General features: G+C 61.0%; 12 protein-coding genes. 9 read left to right on the top strand and 3 right to left on the bottom strand.

Going from position 1 to position 14,557, the window contains the following annotated elements:
- The first annotated feature begins 79 nt into the window (after positions 1–79).
- From PYK22_RS03885 to PYK22_RS03855, 7 genes are all read left to right on the top strand, one after another.
- Positions 80–523, top strand: a complete 444-nt coding sequence (locus tag PYK22_RS03885; protein WP_157770652.1) for an archease — start codon at positions 80–82, stop codon at positions 521–523.
- Between the two features lie 157 nt (positions 524–680).
- Positions 681–2,147, top strand: a complete 1,467-nt coding sequence (locus tag PYK22_RS03880; protein ID WP_041974660.1) for an RtcB family protein — start codon at positions 681–683, stop codon at positions 2,145–2,147.
- A gap of 239 nt (positions 2,148–2,386) precedes the next feature.
- Positions 2,387–3,046 (top strand): (2Fe-2S)-binding protein, encoded by a 660-nt coding sequence (locus PYK22_RS03875; RefSeq protein ID WP_041974658.1) that lies wholly within the window; start codon positions 2,387–2,389, stop codon positions 3,044–3,046.
- Between the two features lie 30 nt (positions 3,047–3,076).
- Entirely contained in the window at positions 3,077–5,326 is a 2,250-nt protein-coding gene (locus tag PYK22_RS03870; RefSeq protein WP_083437584.1) for a xanthine dehydrogenase family protein molybdopterin-binding subunit, read from the top strand.
- Positions 5,323–6,336 carry an FAD binding domain-containing protein gene (locus PYK22_RS03865; protein WP_060635314.1) on the top strand — a complete coding sequence of 338 codons (1,014 nt, stop codon included), beginning with the start codon at positions 5,323–5,325 and terminating at the stop codon, positions 6,334–6,336. The genes PYK22_RS03870 and PYK22_RS03865 overlap by 4 nt, the downstream gene beginning before the upstream one ends.
- Before the next feature lie 35 nt (positions 6,337–6,371).
- Complete coding sequence (locus PYK22_RS03860) at positions 6,372–6,617, top strand: hypothetical protein (protein WP_157770651.1); 246 nt, start codon at positions 6,372–6,374, stop codon at positions 6,615–6,617.
- A gap of 27 nt (positions 6,618–6,644) precedes the next feature.
- Positions 6,645–7,298, top strand: coding sequence for a DUF1326 domain-containing protein (locus PYK22_RS03855; protein ID WP_041974652.1), 654 nt, complete (start codon positions 6,645–6,647; stop codon positions 7,296–7,298).
- Between the two features lie 223 nt (positions 7,299–7,521).
- Here PYK22_RS03855 and PYK22_RS03850 read toward each other — a convergent pair whose 3' ends face one another.
- Positions 7,522–8,763, bottom strand: coding sequence for a S41 family peptidase (locus tag PYK22_RS03850; protein WP_083437583.1), 1,242 nt, complete (start codon positions 8,761–8,763; stop codon positions 7,522–7,524).
- A gap of 120 nt (positions 8,764–8,883) precedes the next feature.
- Between PYK22_RS03850 and ruvX the strand changes: the two genes are divergently transcribed.
- Positions 8,884–9,324 (top strand): Holliday junction resolvase RuvX, encoded by a 441-nt coding sequence (ruvX, locus tag PYK22_RS03845; RefSeq protein WP_041974890.1) that lies wholly within the window; start codon positions 8,884–8,886, stop codon positions 9,322–9,324.
- 23 nt (positions 9,325–9,347) lie between these two features.
- Positions 9,348–10,394, top strand: coding sequence for an endolytic transglycosylase MltG (gene mltG / locus PYK22_RS03840; protein WP_060635312.1), 1,047 nt, complete (start codon positions 9,348–9,350; stop codon positions 10,392–10,394).
- Positions 10,395–10,459: 65 nt separating this feature from the next.
- On the opposite strand, the gene PYK22_RS03835 is transcribed toward mltG, so the two are convergent.
- Together PYK22_RS03835 and PYK22_RS03830 are read right to left on the bottom strand one after the other, a co-directional pair.
- Entirely contained in the window at positions 10,460–12,823 is a 2,364-nt protein-coding gene (locus PYK22_RS03835) for a glycoside hydrolase family 3 C-terminal domain-containing protein (RefSeq protein WP_041974888.1), read from the bottom strand.
- Positions 12,824–12,850: 27 nt separating this feature from the next.
- Entirely contained in the window at positions 12,851–14,416 is a 1,566-nt protein-coding gene (locus PYK22_RS03830; RefSeq protein WP_060635311.1) for a carboxylesterase/lipase family protein, read from the bottom strand.
- Positions 14,417–14,557 lie beyond the last annotated feature (141 nt).

Here is a 14,557-nt window from a genome sequence, read left to right as displayed (position 1 = left end):
CATCACCCCCTATCTCATTTGCTTCGCCATGCCCGTCCGTCCTATCATTCCCATGACGCTCTTCAGCGCTCTAAAGGCCATGAAACGCGGCTTCATCGCTAAACCGCATACCGCCGATTGCTTGCTCGAACTGTATGGTGAAACCCCGGAAGAGATCTTCGATCAAAGCGCCCGCGCCCTCCTCCATGAGATGACCGGACGCTCCCCCGAACAAGTCGCCGCCGGAAAGACGATCTCTTACGATACGATCACCTTGCACGCCCCGTCGCTTCCCTGGCTGCTCGTCGATTGGTTGAATGAACTCATCTACCGTTACGACGTCCGCCACTCCTATACGGTCGAAACGCGCATAAACCGCCTCGAATGCTCCCCAGCAAACCAGTTCACCCTCCACGCCGAAATCGGCACCGTCCCCGTCGCCGATGATCTCGCCCAAATCCAATTCAAAGCCGCAACCTATCATGACCTGCGCTTCGAACGAACGCCCGATGGCTGGATCGCTCAAGTCGTCCTCGACGTCTAGCTCAAATCGCGCGCAAAGAACGCGACCCCACCGCTAGTTCTCATCGCGGATCGCGCCCCCAAGATCCCCGAAATGATCGCCGTCCGTTGAACCGAGACGCCGCACTTGAGTTAAACTATCCCTTTCGCAGAAAACCAGAGTCAAGGAGTGGGTGAAGATGGCTGAATTCCGCGTGCCGACGAAAAGGGACCTCCGCCGCATCGGCGACTTCTGCTACGAAGTTCCCGCTAGTTTCTGGGATCGCATGCGCGTCCCGGCGCGTCTTTACGCCTCGGAAACGATCCTCGACCAGATCCTTCAAGACAAATCGCTCGCTCAGTTGGTCAATATGGCGACGCTCCCCGGCGTCCTGCTTCACTCCATCGCCATGCCCGATGTCCACCAAGGCTACGGCTTCCCCGTCGGCGGCGTGCTCGCCGCTGACACAGAAGAAGGCATCGTCTCGCCGGGCGGCGTCGGCTACGACATCAACTGCGGCGTCCGCCTGCTCCTTTCCGACATGCAGCGACAAGACTTCGATAAACGCGCGACCGTTCAACTGGTCGAACGGTTGATGCGAACCATTCCCGTCGGCACGGGCGAAGGCAGCCCCATCAAGATCACCAAGCGCGAACTGGACCAGGTGGCGCGCGAAGGCGCGCACTGGGCCGTGCGCCAAGGCTATGGCGAGCCGTCCGACATCGAGCACATCGAGGATCGCGGACGCATGGACGAGGCCGACCCTGATTGCGTCAGCGATCGCGCCAAAGAACGCGGCTACGTCCAGCTCGGCAGCATCGGCTCGGGCAATCACTTCCTCGAAGTGCAGTACGTCGATCGCCTCTTCGATCAACAAGCGGCGCAAAGTTTCGGCCTCGCCGAAAACCAGATCGTCATCCTGATCCACACGGGCTCGCGCGGCTACGGCCACCAGATCTGCACCGACTACGTGCGCATCGCGCTCGAGTCGGCGGCGCGATACGGGATCTCGCTCGTCGATCCGGAACTCGCCTGCGTCCCCTTCAGCAGCCCCGAAGGGCAACGCTATTATCGCGCCATGCGCTGCGCGATGAACTTCGCCTGGGCCAATCGTCAAATCATCACTCACTTCGTGCGCCAAGTGTGGAAAGACCTGTACGGAACGGAACGCCGCTTGCGCATCCTCTACGATGTGGTCCATAACACGGCCAAAGTCGAGTCGTTTGAGATCGAAGGCCGAAGAGTGAAAGCCGTGGTCCATCGCAAAGGCGCAACGCGCGCCCTCGGCCCCAATCACGCGCTCACGCCAACTCCCTACAAACATATCGGACAGCCGGTCATCATCCCGGGCAGCATGGGAACGGCTTCCTACGTCCTCGTCGGCCAATCGTTCGACGATACGAACTTCTTCAACTCGACCTGTCACGGCGCAGGCCGTCGCATGTCGCGCCACCAGGCGAAGAAGAAGATCTTCGGCGAGAAGATCGATCTGCGCGATGCCCTCGAACAAGAAGGCATCATCGCCCGCTCGCAAAGCAAAGCCGGATTGGCCGAAGAGGCCCCCTTCGCCTATAAGGACGTCGATGAAGTGGTCGAAGTCGTCGAATACGCCGGCATGGCGCGCCGCGTCGCTCGCTTGCGCCCCATCGGCGTTATCAAAGGATAGAAGTTCTGGTATGAACTTGAAGGGAGAAGAAGTCGATCTGGTTCTGGCATGAGCTGGATTCTTCTCCCCCAGCGCAATGCGTTATCATCTGGCCGTGCAGATCGGCACGCGCTATCTCAAAGAAGGTGGGCGGCGGTAATGAGGGGCGAAGCGACGGCCCCTCTCATTTTTTCTCTTTTCGAACAAAGTCGTTCGTGCTATCCTTACCATCTTCCCAAATCCATTCGCGAGAAAGCACTATGACGAAGAAACGCGACGGTCAAACGGAAAGACCCGAATCCGCGACCGACCCGAGCCGCCGACGCTTTCTCAAAGGCATGGGCCTGGCCGGAGCCGGTGCGGCCATCATTGATCTGCTCGATCCGGAACTCGCGCCAGCGCGAGAAGGCTCAAGCGAGGCTGACCGCCAGCTCATCAGCGACACGGTCGAAGTCTCTCTTTTCGTCAACGGACAAAGGCGCACCGCGCGCGTCGAGCCACGCACCACGCTGCTTACGGCGCTGCGCGAATACCTCGACCCGCCCATCACCGGCCCCAAACTCGTCTGCGACATGGGCGCCTGCGGTGCCTGCACCGTCCTGCTCGACGACAAGCCCGTCTACGCCTGCCTGGTCCTGGCCGTAGATGCCGTCGGTAAAAGGATCACCACCGTCGAAGGCTTGGGGACGCCCGAAAAGATGAACGCCGTCCAACAGGCCTTCGTCGAGAAGGACGCGCTCATGTGCGGTTTCTGTACCCCGGGTTTCGTTACCGCGATCTCCGCGCTCCTGAGGAGGAATCCGCATCCGACGCTTGATGAAGTGCGCGAAGCTTGCCAAGGTAACTTTTGCCGTTGCGGAACATACCCGCGCGTCTTCGAGGCCGCCTTGGCCGCCGCGCAGATGAAGGATCGCGAGTGAAAAGCGTAAATTCCACTCGAGGGAGAAGCGATGACTCAGCAGATGCCACAGCAACAGACGCCACCGACCAAAAGGAAGAAGCGGATCCGAGTGCCGCGCGTCGAAAATGGCATCGAGACGATGGTCGAAATCGAAGTCGATGACGAAGGCGGTCCATCCTGGGGCCCCAACGGAGCCCATAAACTGCTCAACCATCGCCTGACGCGCGTCGATGGCCCGGCCAAAGTCACCGGCGCCGCCCTTTACACCTACGACCGCCGCGCGCCTGGGATGCTCTACGGACGTATCCTGCGCTCGCCTTACGCGCACGCGCGCGTCGTCCGCATAGACACGAGCGAAGCGCAACGCATCCCGGGCGTCCGCGCCATCGTCAGCTTGACCGATCCGGAAGTGTCCGGCTCAACACGGGAACGCATCGTGCGCTTCGTCGGCGATCCGATCGCTGCCGTCGCCGCCATCACTCCCGAAATCGCCGAGGATGCCATCCGCGCCATCAAGGTCGAATACGACGTCCTGCCCCATGTCGTGCGCGCTGAAGACGCGCTCGCCGAGGATGCGCCCAAGATCTTCCCGGAAGGGAATTTCGCCGAGAAAGAGCGCCGCGGCGACCCAAACGCTGTCGAGGCCGAACTGGCTAAATGCGATGTCGTCATCGAGGCCGAATACCGCACCCCTATCCACCATCACGCCTGCCTTGAAACCCATGGCCACATGGTCGATTACCGCGGCGGCGAAAGCGCCATCATCTACGCCTCGACCCAAGGCACCTTCACCATCCCAGATGATGCGGCCAAAGAGCTCGGTCTGCCATCGAGCGCCGTCACCGCGATCGTCGAACATATGGGCGGCGGATTTGGGTCCAAATTCGGCATCGGCATCGAAGGGAAGCTCGCTTGCCAACTGGCTAAACGGGCCAAAGCCCCCGTCAAGCTAATGCTCACGCGCAAGGACGAGTTCCTCATGGCGGGTAACGGCCCCGGCTCGTGGCAGAAGTTCAAAGCGGGCGTAAACCGCGACGGGACGCTCGTCGCCCTGCGCGCCACGCAATACCAACTCGGCGGTCTGGGCGACGGCTCGCTCGCCGGGCAGCCCTACATCTACCGCGCTCAACACGTCTACCGCGAACGCATCGCCGTCTATACCAACGAGGACGCCTCGCGCGCCATGCGCGCCCCGGGCCATCCGCAAGCCTCGTTCGCCATCGAGTCGCTCATGGACGAACTCGCTTATAAACTCGGCATGGATCCGGTCGAGTTCCGTAAGAAGAATTTGCGCGATCCGGTCTACCATCGCCAACTCGACCGCGGCGCGCGCGAGATCGGATGGGAACGGCGCCCCAAACAACCCGGCACCGGACGCGGCATGGGCTGCGCCGTCGGCACATGGGGCGGCGGCGGCGCTCCGCAATGCAAAGTCACTGTCCAGATCGCACGCGATGGCGCCGTCACCGTCGCCGTCGGCACGCAAGATATCGGCACAGGGACGCGCACTTTCACGCGCGCCATCGTCGCCGAAGAGCTCGGCCTCGAAATGAAGGACGTGACCGAAAAGATCGGCGATTCGCGGCTCGGCGCCGCTAACGCCTCGGGCGGATCGACGACTGCCGCGTCGCTCGCTCCAGCGGTCAAAGATGCCGCCTATAACGCCCGCATGCAGATGGCGCAAACGGTTGCCCCGCTTCTCGGCGCAAAACCCGAAGAGCTTCAGTTTGCCGACGGCAAGGTCATCGGCGGCGGTAAAAGCCTCACCTGGCGCCAAGCCTGCGCCGCTTTGCCGCCAGCCGGTATCACGGCTCAAGGCGAGTGGAAGGCCAATCTCGCCGCCAGCGGCGTGCATGGCGTCTGCTTCGCCGAAGTCGAGGTCGATATGGAGACGGGCCACGTGCGCCCCATCAAGATGGTCCACGTCCAAGATGTCGGCCTTCCGCTTAATCGGCTCGCCATCGAAAGCCAACTCATCGGCGGCATGATCCAATCGCTCAGCATGGCGCTGCTCGAAGGCCGCGTCATGGACTCCCGGCTCGGAGCCCAACTCAATCCGACCTTCAATGATTACAAGATCGCGGGCACCTTCGAAATGCCCGAGATGATCCCGATCATCGATGACGAAGACACGCGCGAAGCCGTCATCGGCGTCGGCGAGCCAGCGCATATCCCCGGCGGCAGCGCCATCGCCAATGCCGTCTTCAACGCCTGCGGCGTGCGCGTGCGCGAACTGCCGATCACGCCGGATAAGATCCTGCGAGGACTAGCTGAGCTCAGAGAAAGGAGAGCATCGTGAAAAGGTTCGAATGGGCTAATCCAACCAGCGTCGCTGAAGCCATCGACCTGCTCCGTTCGGCTCCGCCGTTCGAGGATCCAGACGAGGCGGCGCGCCCTATCGCCGGCGGCCAGGACCTTCTGACAACGATGAAAGAGTACATCCAACGCCCATCGCGCCTCGTCAATCTCAAGAACATCCGCGGACTAAATCGTATTGAAGGCGATGGACGGAAGGGGCTGCGGATCGGCGCCCTCGTCACCCTCTCCCAAATCGAAGAGCACCCGGAGATCAAACGCCATTTTCCGGGTCTAGCCGAGGCGGCTCATTCCATCGCTTCGCCCCAGATCCGTAACCTCGGGACCGTCGGCGGTAACCTCTGCCAACGCCCGCGCTGCTGGTACTACCGCCTCGAAGAGGCCGTCTGCCTGAAGAAAGGCGGGACGCAATGTTTCGCCGCCTCCGGCGAGAACAAATATAACGCCATCCTCGGCGGCGGCCCGTCTTACATCGTCCACCCGTCGGACCTCGCCCCTATGCTCGTCGCCTTGGGCGCAAGCGTCACCATCGCCGGGCCGGACGGGAACCGCACCGTCCCGCTCGAGAAGTTCTTCACGCTTCCTTCGGAAGGGAGCATCCGCCGCGAAAATATCCTGCGCCACGATGAGATCATCACCGAAATAGAGGTGCCCGCTTCGCGCTTCGCCGCCCGCTCGACCTACTTGAAGTTCAAAGAGCGCGCCTCGTTCGATTTCGCGCTCGCCTCGGTCGCCGCCGCCCTGGAACTGAGCGAAGATCGAACCGTGCGCCAAGCGCGCTTGGTCCTCGGCGGAGTCGCCCCTACCCCATGGCGCGTCCCCAAAGCCGAATCCTTCTTGACCGGGAAACCGATCACCGCTGAGAACGTAGCTGAAGCGGCCAAAATCGCGCTCGAAGGCGCACGCCCGCTCGCTCACAACGCTTACAAGATCCCGCTCACGCAAGCGCTCATCCGCCGCGCGCTCCACCGTCTCGCCGAGATGAACGCTTGAGGATGATAGCGCACCATAATCTTGAAGGGAGGCCGATGATGAGAACCGAGGCCAAAGACGCAGAAAAGATCAGCGCACCGCAAAGCCCCTTCTGCGGCTCGCTCCGCTCCAAAAAGTTCCTTATGCTGGGCGTCATCGCCACCGAAGCGAGCCAATATCTCGATGGCAGCAACTACTGCTGGTGCCGCCAAACGCAACAGGTCGTCGGCCCGGATGGCGGACGCGTCCACCCGGATCGTTGCCGCCCCGGCAGATCGTGCTATCATTCCGCTTTCGAGTAGAATTGCAAGGTTAAGGAGGTGCCGAAGATGAAGAGGAGCTGGAACCTAGTCGCCGCGCTTGCGTTCGCCATGGCGAATGCGCTCGCTTTTGCCTCGACAAACGCTAAGCTCACCGGCGATTACGTCGAAGTGCGCACGGCCAGCGTCTTCGCCGGCGCATGCCATTACAATGGCGAACTGACGACTACAGGTCGCGACGCGATGCTCGCCTGGAACGTCGCCTCAGGCTCCTGGCGTGGCGTCGATCTCGCCGGCGTGCGCGCGCTCGCCATCGTCAGCGCGGAGGATAACCTCGCCAATCTGCGCGCCGCTCGGCGATCCGAACTGGTGATCGATGCGGCAACCGAAGCTCAAGCCTCAGCCATGGCCGAAGCGCTCAGAAGCAAATACGCTTCGACGCTCGGACAGATCGTCTCCATTCGTCGCGCTCCGATCGCCTTCAAACACGAGGGGCGCACTTATCATGTCAGCGCCGCTCATCTGGCCAAAATCGATGTCGAGGCGATGCCGAACGATGAGTGCTGCAAAATGCCCCATCTCGTCTGGTACGATCCGCTCGTGCCGCTCGCTCACCGTAAGGTCGGCTATACGATCGATGCCTTCTTCGCTGGCGGAAGCACGGGCGATTCATGGCTGCGGGCCGGTGAAAATAGCGCCTTCTACGGTCAATTCGCCATCTGAGCGCTTAAACTTTTACTTGAAGAGTCGCCGCGCCGACAAAACTTAAAGCCTTACTTCAATAAAGAAGAGGGAGGCTCCCGGGAGCCTCCCTCTTCTTTTGCTTGCCTCGCCTTTAAACTCAGCCCTTCAAACTCCAGTTCTTTTGGATCTTACCTCGCTTTTAAACGCGGTCGATGGGCGCGCGCCGCGCCGAGTTTTAATCCTTAGGATCTCACCCCCGCTTTTAAACCCCTTTGGCCCGAAGAAGCTCGAGCGCCTTCTTCAACTGCTGATCCTCCGTCTTCACAGGCTCGGGCGAAACGCCCTGCTTGTTCGCAGGACGCGCCGCTTCCCCTTCGCCACCGGTCAAATCCTCGGGCTCCTCGAGCGCCTCCGCCACCTCGGGACGCTTGACCTCGACCGTCGGCTGAACGCCTACGCCTAAAAAGGGTTTACCGGCAGATGAGGCCCACTTCACCGTCGTCAGCAAGAAACCATCGCCGCCACGCAAGGTGAAAAGCTCTTGCTCCGCCCCGGCACCGAAACTCTTCTCTCCGACAACATCGCCACGCTTCCGCTCGATGAAAGCCGCCGCAATCGCTTCGGCCGCGCCCGCCGTCCAGCGATCGATCAGGACGACCGCCGGTCCATCGAAAAGCTTCAGCTTCGGATCGGCCTCAAAGGTCTTCAACGTCCGGTTGTTCCGCCCGACCGTTTGCGCCAAGACGCCATCGCCGATGAAGTAATTGGCCACGCGCACAGCCTCGGCCAAAGATCCGCCCGCAACGCCGCGCAGATCGAGCACGAGCTTTTGCGCCCCCTGCTTGAGCAACTCGTCGATCCGCGCCTGCACGTCTGCCGCTTCACCCTCATTTAGACTGTATAACTTGATGAGCCCAACCTTCCCCGCCTCCATCCGCGCTTCCGCCGCCGGCGTCTTCACCGGAGCGCGCTTGACCGTCACCTGAAACGGCGTCGCTCCGGCTCGCAAGATGCGCAATTTCACCTCCGTCCCGGGCGCGCCCTTGAGCAGTTGCTGAGCTTCGTAGAGCGAAATGTCGCGCGTCGCATGCCCATCTATGTACTCGATGATATCCCCCGATCGTACCCCAGCCTGCTCCGCCGGTCCGCCCTTCACCGGCGCGATCACGTAAAGCCAAGAAGAGACCTGCGAGAGCTCAACGCCGATCCCAACTTTGCCGTTATCGCCCGCTCGATACTGCTGCACTTGCTCCGCCGTCAGATAGGCCGAGTACGGATCGAGCCCATACGCTAAACCGCGCAACGCGCCCGCCCGCACTTTGCTCATGTCCGGCTCATCAACATAATCGTTCTGGATGTGATAGAGCACGGATTCGAAGATCCGGAGCTGCGCCCCAGGATCGTTGCTCTGCTGAGCGCGCGTCGCCATCCACCCGCCGACGATCGCATAGAGCGCGATCGCCGCGGAAAGAACCACGAGAGTGAACTTGCTGCGAAAGGTCATCCTTCAACCCCCTCTTCCGCACATTCGCGGCGTGCTCTCGCATGTTACAGCAGCCGTTCGATGCGGCGCAAGGCGCCCGCTGGCCACGACCAAACGGAACTAAGCTATAATGAACGCGCGATGTCCAAAGGGAGAGTGCTCGCCATCGACCTCGGCGCGCGGCGCATCGGTCTAGCCGTCTCGGATGAGCTTCGTTTCACTGCGCGCCCCCTTCCGGCGATCCGTCGCACCAACCAGTTCACCGCACATCTCGCCGCGCTCTGCCGCGAACTCGAAGTGAGCGCGATCGTCATCGGATTGCCGCTTCGTATGGATGGCAGCGAAGGAGAGGCCGCCCAGCAGGCCCGCGCCGCCGCCGAAGAGATCGGCCAAGCGACAGGATTGCCCGTCTACCTTCAAGATGAACGCTTGACCACGCGCGAAGCCGAAGAAGTGTTGCGCGAAGCCGGTTTTAGAGGCGACGCGCTCCGCCAAAGGCTTGATAGCGCCGCCGCTCTTATCATCCTCCGCGACTTCCTCAGCCGAGATGCGCCCGAGACTTGCCTCCTTGATCGGTCTTAATGGAGAATGCTCAATAAGCATCCATGCCTCGTCTAAAGCGCCTTCTCCCCGCTCTGCTCCTGATCGGCGCGCTCATCTGTAGCGCGACTCTCTGGTTCGTCCGTGAACTCAACGCTCCAATCGCACACGCGCACGCCGAAGAGTATGTCGTCATCCCGCGCGGTTCGACCTCGCGCCAAATCGCGACTCAACTCGCCGCGCTCGGGATCCTGCGCCGCTGGTGGCCCGCATACCTCTACATGAGAGTGATCCGAGCTCGTCCGAAAGCCGGCGAATATCGCTTCCCTTCGCCGATTACGCCGCTTGAAGTCGTGCGCAAACTCGAGGAGGGAGAACAAAGACTCAATCGCTTCACCGTCATCGAAGGATGGACCCGGTGGGATATCGCGGACGCAATGGCGCGCCTTCCCGAACTCAAGATCGATCCCCAAGAAGCCCTCGCCCTGATGGATGATACCTCTTTGATCAAAGACCTCGACCCAGAAGCCCAAAACCTCGAAGGCTACCTCTACCCAGACACCTACAGCTTCCCCCCAAATATCAAGCCGCGCGACATCATCGCGACGATGGTCCGCCGCTTCCGCCAAGTCTGGTTTGAACGTTTCGCCGAACGAGCTCGTGCCCGCGGCCAAAGCGTACACGAAGTCGTCACCATCGCCTCATTGATCGAAACGGAAGCGAAACTCGACGGCGAAAGGCCGCTCGTCGCCTCGGTCATCTACAACCGCCTGCAACGCAACATGCCGCTCGGTATAGACTCGACCGTCATCTATGCCGCCAAACTCGCCGGCAAATGGCGCGGCGATGGTAAAGTAAGACAAAGCGATATCGAACGCCCCTCACCTTATAACACCCGTCAAGCCCTAGGACTCCCGCCTGGTCCAGTCGCCTCGCCCGGCGCGCGCTCGATCGAAGCGGCGCTCAATCCGGCGACGACTAACTACCTCTATTACGTCCGCGAGCCGACGCGCGACGACGGGGCGCATAACTTCTACGACAACGAGGCGGACTTCCTGCGCGGCGTCCAAGCCCTGCGCGAATGGGAGCGGCAGCGCCGCGCACAACCGTGAGGGCCTCGCCAAGGAGTTTAAAGCCGCTCGACTCGGCGTTATCAGACGCAAAACCGCTGGCCCGATCAACGCCCCCTACTCCCAAGCCTCAGCTCCTCGATCACCACCTGCGGCACTAAGGCCCGATGCGCCCTCTCGACCACTAGATCGCTCTTGACCTCGATCTCCGCCGAGGCTTTGATCCGCGCCGAAGATGCGCCCACCATCAGCCTATAAGTTCCAGCCTCGACGACCCAAGCTGACCGGACCGGATCGAAAGAGGCTAAATCCGCCGCCCGAAGCGTAAACTCAAGAGTTTGCGATTGACCGGGCCGCAAAAGATCCGTCTTGGCAAACGCCTTCAGCTCGCGCGCAGGGCGAGCTAAGTTCCGCGTAGGCCCGCCGACATAAAGCTGGACCACCTCTCGCCCCGGCACCTTGCCGACGTTCGTGATCGTCACGGTCGCTTTCACCTGCCCGTCGAACCGTGCGGCGCTCACCTTGAAATCGCTATAGGCGAAATCCGTGTACGATAACCCATAACCGAACTCATAGGCCGGTTCAACACCCGCCGTGCTGTAGTACCGATAACCGACGTAGATCCCCTCTTCGTAGATCACCTCTGCCGGCTTGCCCGCAAAGGGATTATCGGGGATCAGCGGCTTTTTCCCGACCAGTTCCCGCCCCGGGAAATTCCGCGCCGAAGGCACATCCTCGTACTTGATGGGGAAGGTCATCGGCAAGCGCCCCGAAGGATTAACCCGACCGCTCAACACGTCGGCGATCGCATGACCGCCCTCTTGTCCGGGCTGCCACGCCAACAAGATCGCATCGACGCGGTCGCGCCAACTCGCCACTTCAACCGGCCCACACACATTCAAAACGACGATGACTCGCTTGCCGCGCGCGTGAAAAGCATCGCTCACCGCCTCGATCAACGCGCGCTCGGCAGATGAAAGAGTGAACTCTTCGACCTTGCGATCGGCCCCTTCGCCGGAGTTCCTCGCGAGCGTGATCAAAGCCACATCAGCCTCTTCGGCATCGCGTCGCACGCGGTCCGTCGCAATCGCCATCTCAGGAACGGGCGGCGGGATGAACAGCACCGATCGTTGCGCAGGCTGCTTGGCTTTCTGCTCAGTGAGATAGCGAAGATAATCTTCGCGCAAAGAGTCGATGAGCGTATAGCCAGCTGCTGCCAATCCCCGGTCCAGCGAGACGACATAAGCTTTGTTGACGTTCCCGCTGCCGGCGCCTCCGGCGATCAGATCATAAGAGGCGTTGCCGTATAGAGCCACCCGCCGCGCCCGCGTAAGCGGTAACGTCCCGCCCTCGTTCTTCAATAGCACCATCCCTTCCGAAGCTGCCCGGCGCGCGACCTGCGCGTGCGCTTTGAGATCAGGTTGATTCGAATACTTATACCCTTTGAAAGTCGGCGATTGAAGGATCAGTCGAAGAACGCGCTCGACGCTTTCATCCAACTGCCGTCCGCTCAAATCGCCCCGGCGCACCGCCTCAACGATCGCTCTGATCTGCATCGGAACACCGGGCATGATCAGATCATTCCCCGCCCTGATTTGCGCGACCGGATCGTTGCCCGCGAACCAGTCGCTCATCACCACTCCCTTGAATCCCCACTCGTCGCGCAGAATGGTCGTCAACAGATCGCGACTCTGCGAAGCGTAAGTCCCATTGATCAAATTGTAAGCGGACATGACGGTCCACGGCTGCGCTTCCTTCACGGCGATCTCGAACCCTTTCAGGTAGATCTCGCGCAACGCCCTTTCACCGATGAGCGAATTCGACTGCATGCGATTGAACTCTTGATTGTTCGCCGCAAAATGCTTGATCGAAGTGCCGACGCCGACCGATTGCACGCCCTTGACGAAAGCCGCCGCCATCTTCCCGGAAAGGAGCGGATCCTCCGAATAGTACTCGAAGTTTCTTCCGCCAAGCGGGTTGCGATGAATGTTCATCGCTGGCGCAAGAAGAACATCTATGCCGTAATCGCGCGCTTCGCTCCCCATGGCAACGCCGACTTCGCGGACCAGCTCCGTATCCCACGAAGAGGCGAGCAGCGTCGCCACGGGAAATCCAGTAGCGTAATAGGTGCGTGATGGGTCGTCTTTTCTGACAGGATCAATGCGCACTCCGGCTGGTCCATCCGATAGCGTCAGCGATGGGATGCCCAATCTAGCGATCGCGTGCGTCCGCCCAGCTGCCCCCGGAACCTTTTCGGGCACGCGCTGATCCTCTGGATCAATCGGCAAACCCGGTATGTTCATTCCCATCCCGACTAGAAGCTTCGCCTTCTCTTCAAGCGTCATCGCCGCGATGACTTCACGTAGCGGGATCTTCCCAAGCTGCGGCCCGTTGGTCTGCGCGCCCCGCGCTAATACTCCGCCTGCGACCAGAGATAAGATCAGATAAACTATGCCGCTCGCCCTGAACATCTCCACCTCCATCGAAGATTCAGCCTCTCACTTTTCGATTAACTGGTCCAGCAATAGATAACGCGCGCGGTTGCGCTCCGGCTCGACGCGAGATTCGACATCCAAACGCATCACCTGAACCGGCCCGCCGCCCCTGATCGCCGGCCAGAGCGGTAACCCAGGCCCATTCGGATCGCCGCGCTTGATGAAATTGGCGAAATACTCCTGTATGACCTTCGACACCTTGTAATCATCGGGCGTCCACTCATAGACGTTATTGACCGCTAGATTCCCTAACGCATACTCGATCTCCGCCGAATGAATCGCTCCGCGCGCCGGCGCGGCATTCTCGCCCCTTCGGCGCGGACGCGGATGCGCATAAAAGTATCGATAGACGGGTTGACCACTCGTCCGGCTATGCACGTCGGCCCACTTCCAAGTGCTGAAAGCGATGAACCGATCGCTCGCTAGATCGGTCGCCGCCTCGATGACCTCTTCGCGCGTCGCTGCCGGATAGAGCTTCAATATCTCCGCCGCTCGCTCGCCATAAAGCTCACGCACCGCTTGCGCATAGTTCTCCGGCGTGGGCTCCCGCCCCCGCAATAGCGCAAGCCACGACATCTCTTCGGAATTCCAACCGATAAGCAGCGGCACACGCGCCTGCCGCCCCGCCTCATAAGTGACAGCAGGCGGTTCGGTGAAGAAATATCCATCAATCGTGATGGGGAAACGCCCGATCCCGCCCATTCCGCCCTTCGTCGCTGCCTCGAGCAGCTTTTCTGCGCTCACGGCGCGCAACTCGGCAAGCGATTTCGCGCCAAGCGCGGCGGCGAATTTGACGCCCTCTCGCTCGGCTTGCTCGAGCGGCACGGCGCGCAACGTTCCGAGAATCGAACCGCTTTCGCCGATCGCCCCGGCGATCAAACCTTTCGATAAAGGCGAAGCCATCTGGGCGCTGACGGAGACCGAACCCGCCGATTCGCCCGCGATCGTCACGCGACGCGGGTCGCCGCCGAAAGCGGCAATGTTCCGCTGCACCCACCGCAATGCCGCGTTCTGGTCCAGTAAACCGTAATTGCCAGAAGACTTGTGCGGCGACTCCCTCGTCAATTCAGGATGGGCCAGAAAACCGAAAACCCCGAGCCGATAGTTCACCGTCACAACGACAATCCCTTTCGCCGCCATACTCTCACCGTCATAACGTGGCTCCGAACTATCACCGGCCACGAACCCGCCGCCGTAAAAGTAGACAAGAACAGGCAACCGCTCGGCAGACGATCTGGCCGGGGTCCACACGTTCAAATAGAGACAATCCTCGCTCATCCCGTCCGAGCGAAAGATCATGTCGCTGAAGATCGTCGGCTGCATACAACGCGGCCCGAACTTCACGGCTGGGCGAACGCCGGTCCAGCTCTTAACCGGCTGCGGTTCACGCCAACGCAGATCGCCCACGGGCGGTTGCGCAAACGGGATGCCTCTGAAGATGCGTACACCGGATGGCTGCCTGCCCATCCCTTCGATTATCCCACCGTCCACCTTCACGCGATCGGGCGCGGCCACAACCACCGCCGCGCAGAAGAGGGAGATAGCCATGACAAGGAGAGTGCGCCTCATGATCGTCCTCCGGCTTGGTTGGTTTTCGAAGCGAACGAAAGTCTACATCCGTCCGCCCGAATCTGCAAACCGCTGGCCCAGCGTCGCGCCATCCTCCCCCAAACGGATCGCCCCCGCACAGCCCCCTGTGCTATATTCACT

It is taken from the genome of Pyrinomonas methylaliphatogenes, assembly GCF_000820845.2.
Classification (GTDB): domain Bacteria; phylum Acidobacteriota; class Blastocatellia; order Pyrinomonadales; family Pyrinomonadaceae; genus Pyrinomonas; species Pyrinomonas methylaliphatogenes.
The sequence above is the reverse complement of the archived record's forward strand: the minus strand, read 5'-3'. Positions and strand labels throughout refer to the sequence as shown.

Bases quoted from the DNA above. Each gene is read 5' to 3' on its own strand.
- PYK22_RS03875 (WP_041974658.1), top strand. From the start codon at position 2,387: ATGACGAAGAAACGCGACGGTCAAACGGAAAGACCCGAATCCGCGACC.
- mltG (WP_060635312.1), top strand. From the start codon at position 9,348: ATGCCTCGTCTAAAGCGCCTTCTCCCCGCTCTGCTCCTGATCGGCGCG.
- PYK22_RS03870 (WP_083437584.1), top strand. From the start codon at position 3,077: ATGACTCAGCAGATGCCACAGCAACAGACGCCACCGACCAAAAGGAAG.
- PYK22_RS03830 (WP_060635311.1), bottom strand. From the start codon at position 14,416: ATGAGGCGCACTCTCCTTGTCATGGCTATCTCCCTCTTCTGCGCGGCG.
- PYK22_RS03855 (WP_041974652.1), top strand. From the start codon at position 6,645: ATGAAGAGGAGCTGGAACCTAGTCGCCGCGCTTGCGTTCGCCATGGCG.
- PYK22_RS03880 (WP_041974660.1), top strand. From the start codon at position 681: ATGGCTGAATTCCGCGTGCCGACGAAAAGGGACCTCCGCCGCATCGGC.
- PYK22_RS03850 (WP_083437583.1), bottom strand. From the start codon at position 8,763: ATGACCTTTCGCAGCAAGTTCACTCTCGTGGTTCTTTCCGCGGCGATC.
- PYK22_RS03835 (WP_041974888.1), bottom strand. From the start codon at position 12,823: ATGTTCAGGGCGAGCGGCATAGTTTATCTGATCTTATCTCTGGTCGCA.
- PYK22_RS03885 (WP_157770652.1), top strand. From the start codon at position 80: ATGAAACGCGGCTTCATCGCTAAACCGCATACCGCCGATTGCTTGCTC.
- PYK22_RS03860 (WP_157770651.1), top strand. From the start codon at position 6,372: ATGATGAGAACCGAGGCCAAAGACGCAGAAAAGATCAGCGCACCGCAA.
- ruvX (WP_041974890.1), top strand. From the start codon at position 8,884: ATGTCCAAAGGGAGAGTGCTCGCCATCGACCTCGGCGCGCGGCGCATC.